12 protein-coding genes are annotated in these 15,498 nt (G+C 58.5%); 8 read left to right on the plus strand and 4 right to left on the minus strand.

Annotated elements, in window-relative coordinates; all coding sequences use genetic code 11:
• Positions 1-240 precede the first annotated feature (240 nt).
• Positions 241-1,242: a LacI family DNA-binding transcriptional regulator gene (locus I2D57_RS01730; RefSeq protein ID WP_195361261.1), complete on the plus strand. Its 1,002-nt coding sequence runs from the start codon at positions 241-243 to the stop codon at positions 1,240-1,242.
• Between the two features lie 178 nt (positions 1,243-1,420).
• Here I2D57_RS01730 and I2D57_RS01735 read toward each other — a convergent pair whose 3' ends face one another.
• A complete protein-coding gene (locus tag I2D57_RS01735; protein ID WP_022094682.1) occupies positions 1,421-3,181 on the minus strand; it encodes a PTS lactose transporter subunit IIBC in 1,761 nt (586 codons plus the stop codon).
• 176 nt (positions 3,182-3,357) lie between these two features.
• A complete protein-coding gene (gene lacG / locus I2D57_RS01740) occupies positions 3,358-4,800 on the minus strand; it encodes a 6-phospho-beta-galactosidase (protein ID WP_195361262.1) in 1,443 nt (480 codons plus the stop codon).
• Positions 4,801-5,150: 350 nt separating this feature from the next.
• Between lacG (I2D57_RS01740) and I2D57_RS01745 the strand changes: the two genes are divergently transcribed.
• A complete protein-coding gene (locus I2D57_RS01745) occupies positions 5,151-6,179 on the plus strand; it encodes a LacI family DNA-binding transcriptional regulator (RefSeq protein WP_040358938.1) in 1,029 nt (342 codons plus the stop codon).
• A gap of 270 nt (positions 6,180-6,449) precedes the next feature.
• Here I2D57_RS01745 and lacG (I2D57_RS01750) read toward each other — a convergent pair whose 3' ends face one another.
• Together lacG (I2D57_RS01750) and I2D57_RS01755 are read right to left on the minus strand one after the other, a co-directional pair.
• Complete coding sequence (lacG, locus tag I2D57_RS01750) at positions 6,450-7,889, minus strand: 6-phospho-beta-galactosidase (RefSeq protein WP_138374613.1); 1,440 nt, start codon at positions 7,887-7,889, stop codon at positions 6,450-6,452.
• Positions 7,890-7,955: 66 nt separating this feature from the next.
• Positions 7,956-9,719 carry a lactose/cellobiose PTS transporter subunit IIB gene (locus I2D57_RS01755; RefSeq protein WP_195361263.1) on the minus strand — a complete coding sequence of 588 codons (1,764 nt, stop codon included), beginning with the start codon at positions 9,717-9,719 and terminating at the stop codon, positions 7,956-7,958.
• Positions 9,720-10,077: 358 nt separating this feature from the next.
• Between I2D57_RS01755 and I2D57_RS01760 the strand changes: the two genes are divergently transcribed.
• From I2D57_RS01760 to I2D57_RS01785, 6 genes are all read left to right on the plus strand, one after another.
• Positions 10,078-11,082, plus strand: a complete 1,005-nt coding sequence (locus tag I2D57_RS01760; RefSeq protein WP_195361264.1) for a LacI family DNA-binding transcriptional regulator — start codon at positions 10,078-10,080, stop codon at positions 11,080-11,082.
• 214 nt (positions 11,083-11,296) lie between these two features.
• Positions 11,297-11,635 (plus strand): PTS lactose/cellobiose transporter subunit IIA, encoded by a 339-nt coding sequence (locus I2D57_RS01765; protein ID WP_055252615.1) that lies wholly within the window; start codon positions 11,297-11,299, stop codon positions 11,633-11,635.
• 267 nt (positions 11,636-11,902) lie between these two features.
• Positions 11,903-12,892, plus strand: a complete 990-nt coding sequence (locus I2D57_RS01770; RefSeq protein ID WP_195361265.1) for a hypothetical protein — start codon at positions 11,903-11,905, stop codon at positions 12,890-12,892.
• A 306-nt stretch (positions 12,893-13,198) separates the two neighbouring features.
• Entirely contained in the window at positions 13,199-13,627 is a 429-nt protein-coding gene (lacA, locus tag I2D57_RS01775; RefSeq protein WP_006234830.1) for a galactose-6-phosphate isomerase subunit LacA, read from the plus strand.
• 63 nt (positions 13,628-13,690) lie between these two features.
• Positions 13,691-14,215 carry a galactose-6-phosphate isomerase subunit LacB gene (gene lacB / locus I2D57_RS01780; RefSeq protein ID WP_006234831.1) on the plus strand — a complete coding sequence of 175 codons (525 nt, stop codon included), beginning with the start codon at positions 13,691-13,693 and terminating at the stop codon, positions 14,213-14,215.
• A 377-nt stretch (positions 14,216-14,592) separates the two neighbouring features.
• Entirely contained in the window at positions 14,593-15,474 is an 882-nt protein-coding gene (locus I2D57_RS01785; protein WP_195361266.1) for an aldose 1-epimerase family protein, read from the plus strand.
• Positions 15,475-15,498 lie beyond the last annotated feature (24 nt).

Raw genomic sequence — 15,498 nt, forward strand, 5'->3', positions numbered from 1 at the left:
TGGTCGTCGATGGATGGTCAGGACTGCCCGGAAACCTTCCTGCTTAAGGAAGGCATTGCGAAATGACAACGTTGTCATTTCGTTAATGACAACGTAAGGCATTTTTGGAAGAGCAACAAGGATATACGGGTGAGCGGTCGATATTGTTCGGTAAACGGTTGATTTATCAGTCAGGCAGGTAGTGTATGCTAGAACGCAAAAACAAGCGATGTAAAACCGACTGGAGAAGCAGTGGCAACGATGGACAAGAAAAATGTCTCAATGAATGATGTGGCGATTGCCGCTGGTGTTTCTCTCAAGACGGTTTCGCGCGTGATTAACGAGCCCGATAGCGTGCGAGAGTCGACACGCGATAAGGTTCATTCGGCCATGGAGGCGCTCGGGTTTCGAGCCAACTTTGCCGCGCGTTCGCTCAAGTTGGGCCGTTACGGGTGCATCGGCGTCGTGCTGTTCCACTTGTCGGGCGGTGCCGTGGACATGATCGACGGTATCGCCGATGCCGCCGAAGAACGCGGCTTTGCGCTCACGATGATTAAAAAGCGGGCGGGGGAGAAGATGACCCTTGCCGAAGCGGCGCGTAGGATGTCGCAGCTCCCCGTCGACGGCATGATTTTCAACCTGCGCCAGATGGTCGATGACTTTGATACCTTTGAGGCGCCGAAAGACCTCAAGACGGTGATTATCACACCGATGGAACATCCTACCTGCTCTACCGTCAGTGACGACCAAGAGGGCGGCGCGCGCATGGCATGCGAGTACTTCTTGAATCGCGGACACAAGAATGTGTACTTCGTCTCTGGTAAGAAAGAGTCGCTGTCGAGCCAGTGCCGTATGAAAGGTTGGCGTGCGGCACTCGAGACGCGTGGCATTGAGCCGCCCGAGCCTCTGCAAGGCGATTGGAATGCGGATAGTGGCTATGCCGCGGGCCTTGTGCTTGCCGATAAACCCGATTGCACGGCGGTCCTCGCTGCTAACGACTGCATGGCAAACGGCGTGATGATGGCTCTACGTGACAAAGGGCTCAGTGTGCCCGACGACGTGTCCGTGATCGGCTTCGACGATGAGCTCTACAAGACGATTCCCAACTCGATTCTGACGTCGGTGAAGTTCCGCCACCGCGAGCTGGGCGTCCGTGCGCTTAACGAGGTCGTTGCGGGCATAGAAGCTCCGAGCTCCAGAAGCCGTACGCTCGTCTCGGGCGTGTTGGTCGAGCGCGCGAGCGTGCGGGATCTGCGGGCGTAGACGTGCTCGGCCTATTCCGTTTGTCTCGATCTGTAACAGCTAGGACCGAAAAACTCGGCTAGATGTTACAGATTGAGATGAACAGGAGGACGGGTGCGGTCTAAACAAAATGGCCCGCGCATCACACATCGATGCACGGGCCATTTATTGTCTGCAAGCGGCAGGTGGTGTCAGCGTCTTATGCCTCGAGGTTTTCCTCGATCCAGGCGACGGCACCCTTGGGATCCTTAGTGAGGTCGATGTACTGTTTGCCCTTGGGCGACAGCAGCGTGATGCCCAGGCGGTCGGTGTCGGCCTTCATCTCGTTGTAATAGGTGCGAACCTGCGGAGCCAGGACGATGACGTTGTACTGGTCCATGATGGCGTAGTGGCTGCCGTAGGCACCGGCGTTGGCGGTAATGTCGATGCCCAGCTCGTCGGCGCCTTCCTTAAGCGCGTTGGCGAGCAGTGCAGAGGTGCCGGCGCCAGCGCACAGAACCAGAACCCTCAGATCCTTGCCCTTAAGGGCGGACGGAGCTGCGGAGGCCTCAGTGGCAGAAGCGGTCTCGACAACAGGAGCCTCAACGGCGGGGGCGGCAGCGGTCTTGACGGCCTTGGTCTCCTCGGCCTCTTCTTCGGCCAGGGTCTCGGCCTCCTGCTTGCACAGGACGTTGTCGTAGGCCTTGCAGAACGGGTAGTAGATTAAGAAGTCAACGACCAGCAGGACGACAACCAGGACCAGAGAGATCGGCTGGAAGTTGGTGTCGATGAAGGTGCCGATCGGTCCGGGGAGTGCCCACGGCATGGCATAGATAAAGCCGTTCATGCCCAAAAAGTCGATGAAGAACTTACCAATGAGGACGTTGGCCACGGGGGCAAACAGGAACGGGATCAGGAAGTACGGGTTGAGGATGATGGGCGCGGCGAACAGCAGCGGTTCGTTGACGGCGAACATCACGGGTACGACAGAGGCTTTGCCGACGGCCTTGAGCTGCTTGGAGCGCATAAAGAGCAGGAAGATGATCGGGACAATGAACGTGGCGCCGGTGCCGCCGAGTTCGCCGATGTAGTTACCGAAGTTCTCGGTCAGGGCGAGGGCGGGGTGACCGCCGGCCTGCAGCGTGGCGAGGTTGGTGGTGATGTTGCCAAACAGCGCGGCGTTGAGGGCAGGCTTAACGACCGAGGGGCCGTGGATGCCCATGAACCAGAACAGCGGGATCATGAACCAGATGAGGGCGAGGCCGGCGTAGGAATCGGCAGCGGCGAACAGCGGGCTCACCAGCGTGGAGATGACGTTGGCAAACGGGACGGCCAAGCAGGTGCGGCAGATAACGTCGATGACGGCGACAAACAGGATGGAGAAGCTGAAGGCGAAGATGTCGCGGAAGTTCTGGGCGATGGCGCCGGGGACTTCTTTGGGCAGCTTGATGGTGATGTCTCGCTTAATGCAGAAGGCATAGATGTTGACCGTGGCAAATGCGGCGACAAAGGAGCTCAGCAGGCCCTTGGTGCCCATGTTGTCGGTAAAGAACACCGAGACATCGGCGCCGTCGATCTTGGCACTCGTCTGGGTAACGGCCAAGATGAGCATAGCGCACATGGCGGCGACCATGGTGCTCGTGGCGTTGATGGCCTTGCCGGCAGGCATGCGGCGGTTCTTGGAGCCAGTCAGCGCGCTTGCGGTGGTGCCGGCGACCATGATGCCCACGACGCCCATCGTGAAGTTGTAAACCTTGTTGCAGAAGTTCACGACGTCGACGTTCCACCAGTCGGGCAGCGTAAAGCCGCCGACCGTGGCGACAACGCCCGGCAGGGTCGAAATAAGCAGGAAGACAGAAGAAGACAGGATGATGGGCATTGCTGCCAAAAAGCCGTCTTTAATGGCCTGAAGGTAGATGTTCTTAGAGACCTTGTCGAAGTACGGCTGACCTTTCTCCAAGAACTTAACGATCGATTCCATAGTTCACGCTCCTCTTTGCATGAAATCTTAATGGCATGGACGTTGAAAACCTATATGGTCTCCCGCTTGCTAAAAGCCCGGGTGCAGGCGGGGTCGGTCCCAGGGGGAGAGAGGGGAGCGGCTGGGTTTGTATCGCATAGGGCCGCTCCCTTCTCGGGGGAAAGCGAGGCGATGCGCTACTGCGCGTCCGCCATAGTGTCGGCGAGCTCCTTGTACCAGAGTGCCGACTGCTTGATGTAGCGTTTTTGCGTGTCGAAGTCGATGTAGAACAGGCCGTAGCGCTTGTTATAGCCATTGGCCCACGAGAACTGGTCCTGCAGGCTCCAGATAAAGTAGCCCTGGACGTCGACGCCCTCGGCGCGCGCCTGGAGCACCTTCTCCATGTGCTGGTCGACAAAGTCGATGCGCTCGGGATCGGCGACGATGCCGTTTGCGTCGGGCTCGGGGTCCTTGTGGCCCAGGCCGTTTTCGGTGATATAGATGACGGGGAGGTTGGGATAGGTGGCGCTGATGTGCTTGAGCGTGTCGTAGAGGCCTTGCGGGTAGATGAGCCAATCCCAGTCGGTGGTGGGGATACCCGGCATATCGACCTGCTGCCCGACGCCCTTAAACTTAAAGCACGAGGTGCCCTTGTCTCCGGTGCCGTTAAAGCTGTTGGTGGACTCGCCATCGTAGGCGGCGATAAACGCCGACTGATAGTAGTTGAGGCCGAACATATCGTTGCGGGGCGCCGCCTTGGCGAGCTCCTCCATGTCGCTGTCCTCAACCGTAAGTGTGGCGTTGTTGGCACGCAGAATCTCGTTGATGAGTGAGAGGGTGCGCGCGGAGTAGTGACCCAGGAAGGCGCCGTCCATGATGAAGTCGGTGTAGAAGGCGTTGTACAGGTCGGCGGCGTGCTGGTCGGCGGGCGAGTCGGTGGCAGGATATGCCGGCGTCAGGACGTTGACCATGCCAATGCGTCCGCCCAGGTGCTCGGTCTCGTCAAGATCCTTATACAGGTTGACGGCGCGGGCGTGGGCAACGAGCTCGTTGTGCTGGCTCTGGATGCCGCTCGTCACATCAAAGTGATGGTTGGGCGGGAAGTTGCCTTGGATGTATTGGGAGTGCGAGAGGCTGATGAGCTCGTTGATGGTGAACCAATTCTTGACCTCGCGGAACTCGCGGAAGCAGAACTCGGCATAGCGCACATAGGCGTCGACGGTCTTGCGGTTGAGCCAGTCGCCCGGGTTGAACAGGGCGGCGGGGGAGTCAAAGTGATGCAGGGACACATAGGGCTCGACGCCATACTTTTTGCAGCAGGCGAACAGCTCGTGGTAGTGCTTAACGCCCTCGGCGAGGGGTTCGGCATCGTCGCCGTTGGGGAAGATGCGGGTCCAGGCGATGGACACACGAATGGCGTTGAGTCCATGCTCGGCAGAAAGGCGGATATCCTCCTCGTAGCGGTTGTAGAAATCACTGGCCGGGTCGGGCAAAAAGCGACCCTGGGCGACAAGGTAATCGTCCCACATGGTCTTACCCTTGCCTGCCACCTTCGTGGAACCTTCCGTTTGGTACGCGGCGGTTGCGGCGCCCCAAACAAAGCCCTTCGGCAGCTGCTGTACGCGGTTTAGCAAAGACATATGCATACATCCTCTCGTCTCGCTGTTCGATATTGTGCGTTTGCGCTCAGGAGGCTCCCTGGTTAGCGTTCAGCGGTGAAAAAGCCCGATAAACACTATCTTAAAATGATTAGAACCAAAATGAGCACGTGAACATTTGACAATGAGCACGTTAACATCCGGCTGGGATGTATAGAAACAAAACAACTTCAAACAGCTGCGAACGGTTGTATTTGTTCGGTAAGCGGTTTTGATTGACAGAAGTTTTCATGTTGTGGTATATGGCTCGGGTATCATGAGCACGTTATCGATGTATGTACGATGCGCCATGGGCGCGGGGAATAGTTGGGAAGCAGGTTAGCGTGGAAGGCATGGATCAGCAGACAAGGAATGGTCGTTCGGCGAGCGCGGCAGAGGTTGCGGCGCTCGCTGGCGTGAGCCGCCAGACTGTGTCTCGCGTGGTCAACGGTATGCCCAACGTGACGGAAAAGACGCGCAAGCGCGTGCTGGCCGCCATGGAAGAGCTGGGCTTTCGTCCCAATTTTGCTGGAGCGGCGTTGCGCGGCGGGTCGTATCGTTCTATTGGCCTGTGCATGTACAACATCACACGTGTCGGTAACCTGGCGACGCTCGAGGGTATCATGCAAGCGGCGCGCGAGCATGATTTTGCCGTCACTATGATCGAGATGGGCGGCGACAAGCCCTATGCACTTGCCGATGCCTCGCGCCGCATGGTCGAGCGACCCGTCGACGGCATGATTCTCAACATGAACCGCATGGCTCCCGATTTTGAGGAGTTTGTTCCCCAGCCGGGAGTGCGAACGGTCATCCTGTCCATGTATGCGCATCCGCGCTGCACGACGATCGACTCCGACCAGTATGGTTCGTGCGAGCTGTTGACCAATTATCTGCTGGAACATGGTCACTCGAATATGCGGTTTGTGGCGGGTCCGGAAAACTCGATTTCCTCGCGTTTTCGTGAGGCCGGTTGGCGCGATACGCTGGGTCGTGCTCATGTCGATGCCGCTCCGATGCTGCGTGGCGATTGGAGTGCGGACAGTGGGTACGCCATGGGCGAGCGGATTGCGGCCGAGGTGCTTGCCGGCGGGTCGCAGGCGCCGACTGCCGTGCTTGCGGCAAATGACCAGATGGCGCTGGGCGTTATCGCCGCGCTCGAGAACGCGGGCCTGTCCGTGCCCGACGACGTGAGCGTGGTTGGTATCGACGACGCACTCGAGGGACTTGTTCCTCACAATCGGCTGACGACGTTGCGATTTGATTTGCGCGGTGTCGGTAAGCTTGCGTTTGAGGCGGCGATTGGAGAGAGCTCGTCTATCGAGGCGATTCATGTGCCGAGTACATTGGTCGAACGCTCGACTGTTAGGGACATACGGGGTTAGGTCCTACTCCGTTTGTCTCGATTTGTAACAGGTAGACGGTCAAAAGCGGGCTACGTGTTACAGATTTAGATTCTTCGGAAAGAGCAATCCTGTTCGTCTCAATCTGTAACAGCTAGGACCCAAAAACTCGGCTAGATGTTACAGATTGAGACAAACGGACCCGCCCAAAAAGGCCGGGGGCGGCGCGCCGTGTGACGTGCCGCCCCCGGCTGAGAAATGGGGACAGGTTATGTGGGCGGTGCAATTCCGCCAACCGCTCGTCGCAAGCCGCTAGTCCAGACGACGGGTCTGCGCCACGTGCTTATACCAGTATGCGCTTGCCTTGGGCGTGCGCTTCTGGGTTTCAAAGTCAACGTAGAAGAAGCCGTAACGCTTGTTGTAGCCATTGGTCCAGGAGAACTGATCCTGCAGGCTCCACAGGAAGTAGCCGCCCACGTTGACGCCCACCTCCATGGCCTTGAGCAACCAGCGCAGGTGCTGCTCGATGTAGTCGATGCGCGGCTGGTCGTCCACAAAGCCGTCTTTGTAGGGGTCCTTGTAGCCCATGCCGTTTTCGGTAATGAAGATCTGCTTGTAGTTGGGGTAGCGCTGCTTAATGTAGACGAGCAGATCGAACAGACCCTCGGGATAGATGATCCAGTCCCAGTCGGTGGTGGGGATGCCAGGCTTGTTCACATGCTCACCAATACCCTTAACGCGCCAGCGGCCGGTGCCCTTCTCGCCCGTACCGTTGTGGTGCAGGTCGTTCTCGCCGTCGTAAGCCTTCAAGAAGCGGCACTGGTAGTTGTTAACGCCCAGGTAGTCGTTGTAGAGCGCGGCCTCGCGCATGATTTCCAGATCCTCGTCCAGGATCTCGATGGTGCCGCCCGAGACGGCAGCCAGGCGGTTGGCGCACTCGAGGGTGTCGGGGGCATAGTCGCCGCGGAAGGTGGCGTCGAGCAGAAACTGGTTCTGCAGCACGTGCTCGTTGTTGGCGGCCTTGATGTCGGCGGGGTCGTTCTCGTTGAGCGGATACTTAAACTCCAGCGACTGAATGACGCCGATCTTGCCCTTAAAGCCACCGTTGTGGAAGGCCAGTACTGCCTTGGCGTGGGCGAGCATCATGTTGTGCTCGCACTGGAAGGCCTCGGCCAGATGCGCCTTAACACCACCGGGGAAGGTGCCCTCGATGTAGGTGTTGGAGGCGTCGGCCCAGATCTCGTTAAAGGTGAACCAGTAGGTCACCTGGTCGGCGTACTCCTTAAAGCAGAAGGTGGCAAAGTCCACAAAGGCATCGATGGTCTCGCGGTTGAGGAAGTCGCCCTTCTCAAAGAGGGAAAGCGGCGTGTCAAAGTGATGCAGCGTGACAAACGGCTCAACATGGTGCTTATGGCACTCGGCGAAGAGATCGTGGTAGAACTGGACGCCCTCGGGGTTGATTTCGCCGGTGCCGTTGGGGAAGATGCGGCTCCAGGCGATGGAGAGGCGAATGCCGTTGATGCCAAACTCCTCGCACAGCTCCAAATCGACGGGGTACTGGTTGTAGAAGTCCGAAGCGGGATCGGGGGAGAAGCGTCCCTGGGCCTCCAGGAAGTCGTCCCAGGCAACCTTGCCCTTACCGTGGGTGCGGGTCTCGCCCTCTACCTGGTAGGCAGCGGTGGCGCCGCCAAAGACAAAGTCCTCGGGAAACTGCGCAGGCGGGTTGGTGACGCTAGCGGGGTTAACGGACATGATGATCCAATCGTCTAAATCGAAGGGCCTGCCGGTCTTGGATGGTCGGCTGGCCCTAAGCGTTACTTACTTCGAAAGTTGCTCGCTTACGAAGGCGAGAGACTTATCGCCGTTCTGGGAGAGCTCGATGTACTGCTTGCCACGGCAGGCGACGCACTTGTTGCCCACGCGCTCGCAGTCCTTCTGCAGGTCGGCCAGGTAGCTGGCAGCCTGCGGGGCCAGGACGACCAAATCAAAGTCGGGGAGCATGTCCACGTGGTTGCCATAGGCCTCGGCAGCGGTCTCAAGATTGATGCCGCGCTCCTTGGCGGCCTTGGCCAGCGCGTTGGCGAGCAGGCCCGAGGTACCGCCACCCTGGCAGAGCACGAGCACGCGCTTGCCGTTGAGGTCGCTGGTGGCCGTGGCCTCGGTGGCGGCGGGAGCGACGTCGGACTTCACGGCCTCGGCAGCAGCACCGGCGGCAACGCTCTTGGCGTCAGCCTTGCCCTGGAAGGCATCGTTAAGCTTGGCGGCCTTCTCGGCGTTCTTGGCGGCGAGCTCCTCCTGGGAGATCTCGGCCTCCTCGGCGCACTTCTGGGCGTCATAGGCTCGGAAGAACGGGTAGTACAGAACGAAGTCGACGACCAGGATAAGGGCGAGCATCACAAAGGCGAGAGGCTGGAAGCCCAGGCCCATGATGGTGCCGATGGGGCCGGGGACGGTCCAAGGCAGGGTGTACATAAAGCCGTTCATGCCCAAGAAGTCGATAAAGATCTTGAGGATCCAGATGTTGGCGATCGGGGCAAAGACAAACGGGACAAAGAAGACGGGGTTGAGCACGATGGGCGCGGCGAACAGCAGCGGCTCGTTGACGGCAAAGCAGACGGGGACGATGGCGGCCTTACCGACGGCGCGCATCTCCTGAGACTTGGCCAGGAAGCAGAACATAAAGACCAGGACGAGCGTGGCGCCGGTGCCGCCCATGCAGACGACGAAGTACTGGGCACCCTGGGTCAGGACAGCGGAAGCGTGCTGGCCGGCCTGGAACGCAGCCAGGTTGTCGGTCATGTTGGCAACGAGGGCGGCGGCGATGGCGGGCTCGACGATCGAAGGGCCGTGGACGCCCACGAACCAGAAGAGGCTCATAGCGCCGTAGATCACAGCGAGGCCGATGTAGCCGTCGGCAGCGGTGAACAGGGGCTGGAACACCTGGATGACGCCCTGGGCAAAGCAGAAGCCAAAAGCAGCGCGGAAGACGATGTCAAAGACCCAAAAGACGGTGATGCAGACGGAGAAGGGGATGATGTCCTTGAAGGTCTGCGAGATGTTGGGCGGAACCTGCTCGGGCATCTTGACGGTGATGTTGCGCTTAATGAAGAACTTGTAGATGATGCCGGTCACAAACGCAGCGATGAAGGCGGTCAGCAGGCCCTTGGAACCAAGGTAGGTGGTGTTGAAGCCGCTGGCGGCGTCCGTGGCGATGGTGTCGCTCGAAAGGAGCAAGAAGCCGATGATGGCCGCGCACATGCATGAGATGAAGTTGATCTGGTTGTTCTTGGGCAGATCGCGGTTCTGAGCGTCGGCGAAGTGCTTGGCCGTGGTGGCGGCGCAGGCGATGGCCAGGATGCCCATGGAGTAGTTGTAGCACTTCCACAGGGCGTTGTTGATGTCATCGGGCCAGTAGAAACCCCAGATGTTGGGAACCGAGGCTACCAGGCAGAAGATGGACGAGAAGATGATGATGGGGATGACGGAGATAAAGCCGTCGCGGATCGCCTTGAGGTACTTGTTGCGGGCGATCGCGTTGAAAAAGGGCTGGCCCTTTTCGATGATGGCGATGAGTTGCTCCATGCAATGCTCCTAAGAGTCGGTGGGTTAGCAACGATGGTAGCTTTTGGCGTTCGGTTGCCAAAATGTTGACGTTGCCATTTTGTGACACAAAAAAAAGACGCGAACCGGTGGTTCCTGTGCCTGCGAACCGTCGATTCCTTACGCGTAAACGTTTGAGCCGCCCGGTGGCTCTGTGTTTGCACAATGGCAACGTTAACATTTGGGTACCAAAAGCCGTTCGGGGAAGCAAAAATGTCGGTGAACGGTAGGTTTTGGGTGGTGAGCGTATGGTGGGGGAGGCGTTGGATATACTTGAAGGCGTTAAAAATGACTGCGCAAGGTGTCACCAATGGCATCGTTGACATAGAAAGATCGACCTATGGCCGCTGTTAAAAAATCGGTTTCCGTTAAGGATGTGGCGCGTCTCGCGGGCGTCTCGGAGCAGACAGTCTCGCGTACGGTGCACGATTCGCCCAGCGTGCGCCCCGAGACCAAGGAACGCGTGCGTGCCGCCATGCGCGAGCTGGGGTATCGCCCCAATTTTGCCGGTCGATCGCTGCGCCGCGGCAAGTTTAAGACCGTCGGCGTCGCCATGTTCAACATTACCGGTACCGGCAACCTCGACCGTATGGAGGGCTTTGCCGCCGCGGCCGACAAACATGGCTATGCCATCACCCTCACTAAAGTAGACGGACACCCCTATACCCTTGAGAGCGCATCGTCGCGTATGAGTGCACTGCCAGTGGACGGTATGGTTGTAATCATGAACCGCATGCCGGCGGACTTTGGAACCTTTGAACCGCTGCCCGGTATGCAGACAGTGCTCGTTACCATGCTGGAGCATCCGCTGTGCTCGACGGTCGATAACGATCAGTTCGATTGTTCACGCCAAGTGGTCGAGTACTTGCTGGGGCAGGGGCACAAGACCGTGCACTTTATCTCGTGTCCCGAGCGCTCGCTTTCGGGCATGCGGCGCGAGGAAGGCTGGCGTGAGACATTGCGTGTGCATGGCATTGAGCCCCCGCAGCTCGTGCGCGGCGACTGGACGGCGCAGAGTGGATATGCTGCCGGCCAGGTGCTTGCGGATGATCCGACCTGCACGGCCATTTATGCCTCCAACGACGCCATGGCCTACGGCTGCATCCGTGGGCTCGAGTCGCGCGGGAAGTGCGTGCCCCAGGACGTGAGCGTGGTGGGTGTTGACGATAGCCTGGGCGATATCGTGCCCGACCGTCGCCTGACCACGGTGCGCTTTGACAACAAGCGCGTCGGCATGTGGGCGGTCGACAAGATTGCCGGCGCCGATGGGGGTGCGTCTGGCGTGGAGCACATGCTGATCCCCGGTGTGCTCGTAGAGGGCGATACGGTGCGCGATTTGCGTTAGGGTGCGGTCCTGTTTGGGTTGTCACTAACTGTGTTCGATATTGTTCAGATTGGTTTAAAAACCGTTCACGGGGGAAAAGTGACCGTTCATAGCTTGAAATTACGTTTTGCGCTGTTCTTTTTTGTTTGAATGTTAATGTTTCTGTCATACAGAACGCAACGCGTATGCCCGGACGCGATGCTCTCCATTGGTTCATATGTGAAAGGAACGCAACATGGCAACCAAAGAAGAAATCTCGATGGTTGGATTCGAGATTGTCGCATACGCAGGTGACGCCCAGACCGATCTGCTTGCAGCGCTCGATGCTGCTCGCGAGGGCGATTTTGAGAAGGCCGAACAGCTGCACAAGGATGCCAGCGATGCACTTATCGGCGCCCACGACACGCAGACCAAGCTGCTTTCGCAGGAGGCCGGCGGTGGCGAGATGGAGATGACCTTCATCATGGCTCACGCTCAGGATACCCTCATGACCACTATGATCCTGGAGAAGCAGGCCCGCTTTACCATCGATGCCTACAAGCGCATTGCCGAGCTCGAGGCCAAGCTCGCCTAACGAGTCCTCACAACCAAGTCCCCTTCCAAAAGCTCTGCCGCTACCCGCGGTAGGGCTTTTTCTGTCCTCCTCCCCGCAACTCATCCCGAGATAGTCATTGGGGACGTTCTTAAATGACTAGTCATTGGGGACAGTCTTGGTGCGCTCTGTTCGTCTTCCCGTTCGTTTTTTGCTCGGTGGGTATACTTCCTTTCGCATTAAGCCCCGGACTGAGGAGGTATCCAAATGCCGGATAACGGGTCAATACAAAAAAGAGACGCGCACGAGATGGCTTATGGGCGTCCTGTCCAGATAACCGAGCACACGACGGTAACCGAGTTGCAGCCCAGCCTGTCCGATGTCGTGTGCGCAAACAAAAAGCTGCAGATTGGCTTTATCGTTGCGCTCGTGGTACTGGCGCTGCTGTCGGGCTTTGTAGCTCGTCCGCATTTCGCCGATACCAAAACTTGGGACTCCACCATCGAGGTCATCGACCAAAAGAAGGGTAACGTACTGGCGCTCACGACCTCGTGCGTTGCTTTATCTGCGGGTATTACGGCGCTGCCGGGTGATACGGGAACGCCGGTTGCCGAGCAGCTCGCGCAGCTTTCAGGCAACCTTGGTATCGTGCTTGCCGTGCTATACCTAGAGAAATATTTGCTCACGATTTTGTGGTCGGTTGGCTTGGGCGTCCTAATCCCGTTTGCGTTGGTGCTCTTTGCGGTGTCGCTCGGCATTCACGGGCGCTGGAGTACGAGCGCCGTCCTGCGCCGTGTGGCGACACGCGTGCTGGTGGTTGCCGTGATCGGCATGGCGCTCGTACCCGCGAGCGTATGGGTGTCGCAGAAGGTCGATGAAACGTATCGCGTAAGTATTGAGCAAGCTGAGCAAAAGGCGAGCGATGCCGCAAAGACGGCTGATGCCACGGACAAGTCAGCCGAGACCAGCTCAAAATCGAACAAGAAAAAATCCGAGGCCAAGGAGTCCAAAAACGTGCTCGAGCAGTTGACTGACGGGGCCTCGAGCCTTGTTACGTCGGTGACCAGCGGTGCCAAGCAGATGACCGATGAGATCGTGCATCAGGTGACCGATCTGATCGAAGGCGTCATCGTGATGATCGTGACCTCGTGTGTGATTCCTCTACTGGTGCTCGTGGCGTTCCTATGGCTAGGACACGTGCTGCTGGGGATCGATATCTCCGGTCCCGCGAACTATCTGACGGGTCGTTTCTTGAGCGCTCCGTCCAGACATGCCAAGAAGAGCGGGCAGTCTGAGTAGGCGGCAAAGCGATCTTTGGAAGATCAACCGTAAGAAGGCGGCCGAGACACGTTCTCGGCCGCCCTTTTGTTTGTTGAATACATGGTCGCTACGTCCGCGCCCGGCCCAAACGGTCGTCAATCATCCGCGAACGGTATTTGTTCAAAAAAGAACAAAGATAAACAAAAAGTTGTTGCAGTTACTGTTTGAATGTGTTCAAATAAACATGAACAGTGAAGAACCGCATATTCAGATGCCCGGACCTGAACGCGATTCAACACTTCCAAACAGAAACTACGCACCTGCGTATCTCTCAAGGAGGATGTCATGAGGGTTGTAATCGCTTCCGATGCTGACGGTATGTCGATGAAGGAGTCCATCAAGGAGATGCTCATCGCCGACGGTCACGAGGTCGTCGACTATTCCGAGACCCCTGCCGCGGACTTTGTCGATTCCGCGACCGCCGTTGCCAAGGACCTGTTGGAGCACAAGGATTCCCAGGGCTTTGCATTCGATAAGTACGGCGTCGGCTCCTATATGGCCGCCGTCAAGATCAAGGGCATGGTCGTCGCCAACATTTCCGACGAGCGTTCCGCCTACATGACCCGCGAGCACAACGGCTCGCGCATGGTCACCATGGGCCCGGGCGTTGTGGGCACCGAGGTTGCCAAGAAGATCGCCCGCGAGTTCCTGCGCGCCCAGTACGCCGGCGGCCGTCACCAGATCCGTGTCGACATGCTCAACAAGATGGCCTAACGAGAGCCACCGAGAACTCGAACTTCTACCTCAACTTGTGAATTCAGACGAAAGGACGTTCTGATGAAGAAGACCATCGCAATCGGTTGCGACCATATCGTTACGGACGAGAAGATCTATCTGGCCGACCGCCTGGAGCAGGCTGGCTACAAGGTGCTCGACTGCGGCACCTACAGCCACACCCGTACGCACTATCCCATCTATGGCAAGGCCGTGGGCGAGGCTGTTGCCAGCGGCAAGGCCGACTTTGGCGTGGCCCTGTGCGGCACCGGCATCGGCATCACCAACGCCGTCAACAAGGTTCCCGGCGCCCGCTGCGCCCTGGTCCGCGACATGACCTCTGCCCTGTATGCCCGTCGCGAGCTCAACGCCAACATCGTGGGCTTTGGTGGCAAGATCACCGGCGAGTTCCTGATGGCCGATATCATGCTTGCCTTCCTGGAGGAGCCCTACGAGAAGACTCCCGAGCACGACGCCCTGATCGCCAAGATCGACGCCTGCAATAAGGCCGACGCCGAGGCTCAGGCTGACCCGCACTTCTTTGACGAGTTCCTCGAGAAGTGGGACCGCGGCGAGTATCACGACTAATTAGGTTCCGGCGTTCTGCCGAACGCCGGACCGGTCGACGCTGCGCGCCGCCCAGGCATCCCATCTCGCCGCTCAAACCGTCGCTCGCGTACATGAAGTACGCGTCGCTCCTCTTTCGCGGCGACCTGGGGCACCTGAGCGCCGCTCGCTGACGTTTGAGTGACCTGTGAGATCGCCCCTGTTGTTGCGAAGTGTTCTGGTACGGCGAGCTGCTCCGATAAGACGTTTGCTTGCTTGGCTTGAGTGCTTCGCTCTTGGCTGTACTTAGCGATTTGCAGCTTTTCAATTGACGGCTCGCGTTTCTGTGAGGGGGCGCGGGCCGGTTTTCTATCAGCCCTATTGACTTGGCGGGCTGTCGTAAGAAAGGGAAGGCTCCTATGGAGTTTGTTCTTGATAACGGTTCTATCCGCGTAGCACTGAGCACGGCGGGCGGGTCGTTCACTTCTATTGCGGCCAACGGCCGTGAGTACCTGTGGCAGGGTGACCCGGCGGTCTGGTCGGGCCAGGCACCCATTTGTTTCCCGATCTGCGGCGGCCTTCGTGACGGTCGCGCAATGACCATGGGCGGCCGCGAGGTCAAGCTCGCCCGCCACGGCTTTGCTCGCAAGCAGGAGTGGAAGCTCGAGGAGCAGAGCGACAACATGGTTGTGCTGAGCTTAAGCTCTGCCGACCATGCCGAGTTGCTCGAGCAGTACCCGTATCCGTTTAAGATCGTTGCTCGTTACACGATCGATGCGGAGAAGGTGGCCGTGTCGTACGAGGTGACCAATGAGGGCACCGAGGACATGCCGTTCTTTGTGGGCGGTCACCCTGGCTTTAAGTGCCCGCTTGACGAGGGCGAGTCCTACGACGACTACGAGCTCCGTTTTGAGCAGCGCGAGGCCGCCGAGCTCTGTACTGCCGTTCCCTCGACGGGCCTGATTGATGTTGAGCATCGCAGCAAGAACCCGATGGTTGGCCATGACCTGCCGCTGACCCACGAACTCTTTGACTTCGCAGAGACCATCTTTGACGTGCTCGAGAGCCGCGTGGTTACGCTGACCAAGAAGACCGAGGACAAGGGCGTGCGCCTGACGTTCCCCGATATGCCGTACCTGATTGTGTGGAGCAAGCCCGAGGGCGACTTTGTGGCTGTTGAACCGTGGGGTGGTCTGTCCACCTGCTCCGACGAGGACGATATTCTGGAGCACAAGCGTGGCTGCCTGGTGGCCAAGCCGGGAGAGACCGTCACTCGCGGCTTTGAGATCGAGATTCTTTAACGAGTTATCGTATGTTTGGGGCGG

This window comes from Collinsella aerofaciens, assembly GCF_015553355.1.
In the GTDB taxonomy this organism is placed as follows: Bacteria; Actinomycetota; Coriobacteriia; order Coriobacteriales; family Coriobacteriaceae; genus Collinsella; species Collinsella aerofaciens_V.

Excerpts from the sequence above, each read along its gene's own strand:
- I2D57_RS01755 (WP_195361263.1), bottom strand. The coding sequence starts at position 9,719 with ATGGAGCAACTCATCGCCATCATCGAAAAGGGCCAGCCCTTTTTCAAC.
- lacA (WP_006234830.1), top strand. The coding sequence starts at position 13,199 with ATGAGGGTTGTAATCGCTTCCGATGCTGACGGTATGTCGATGAAGGAG.
- I2D57_RS01745 (WP_040358938.1), top strand. The coding sequence starts at position 5,151 with ATGGATCAGCAGACAAGGAATGGTCGTTCGGCGAGCGCGGCAGAGGTT.
- lacG (WP_195361262.1), bottom strand. The coding sequence starts at position 4,800 with ATGTCTTTGCTAAACCGCGTACAGCAGCTGCCGAAGGGCTTTGTTTGG.
- I2D57_RS01730 (WP_195361261.1), top strand. The coding sequence starts at position 241 with ATGGACAAGAAAAATGTCTCAATGAATGATGTGGCGATTGCCGCTGGT.
- I2D57_RS01765 (WP_055252615.1), top strand. The coding sequence starts at position 11,297 with ATGGCAACCAAAGAAGAAATCTCGATGGTTGGATTCGAGATTGTCGCA.
- I2D57_RS01760 (WP_195361264.1), top strand. The coding sequence starts at position 10,078 with ATGGCCGCTGTTAAAAAATCGGTTTCCGTTAAGGATGTGGCGCGTCTC.
- I2D57_RS01785 (WP_195361266.1), top strand. The coding sequence starts at position 14,593 with ATGGAGTTTGTTCTTGATAACGGTTCTATCCGCGTAGCACTGAGCACG.
- lacG (WP_138374613.1), bottom strand. The coding sequence starts at position 7,889 with ATGTCCGTTAACCCCGCTAGCGTCACCAACCCGCCTGCGCAGTTTCCC.
- lacB (WP_006234831.1), top strand. The coding sequence starts at position 13,691 with ATGAAGAAGACCATCGCAATCGGTTGCGACCATATCGTTACGGACGAG.
- I2D57_RS01770 (WP_195361265.1), top strand. The coding sequence starts at position 11,903 with ATGGCTTATGGGCGTCCTGTCCAGATAACCGAGCACACGACGGTAACC.
- I2D57_RS01735 (WP_022094682.1), bottom strand. The coding sequence starts at position 3,181 with ATGGAATCGATCGTTAAGTTCTTGGAGAAAGGTCAGCCGTACTTCGAC.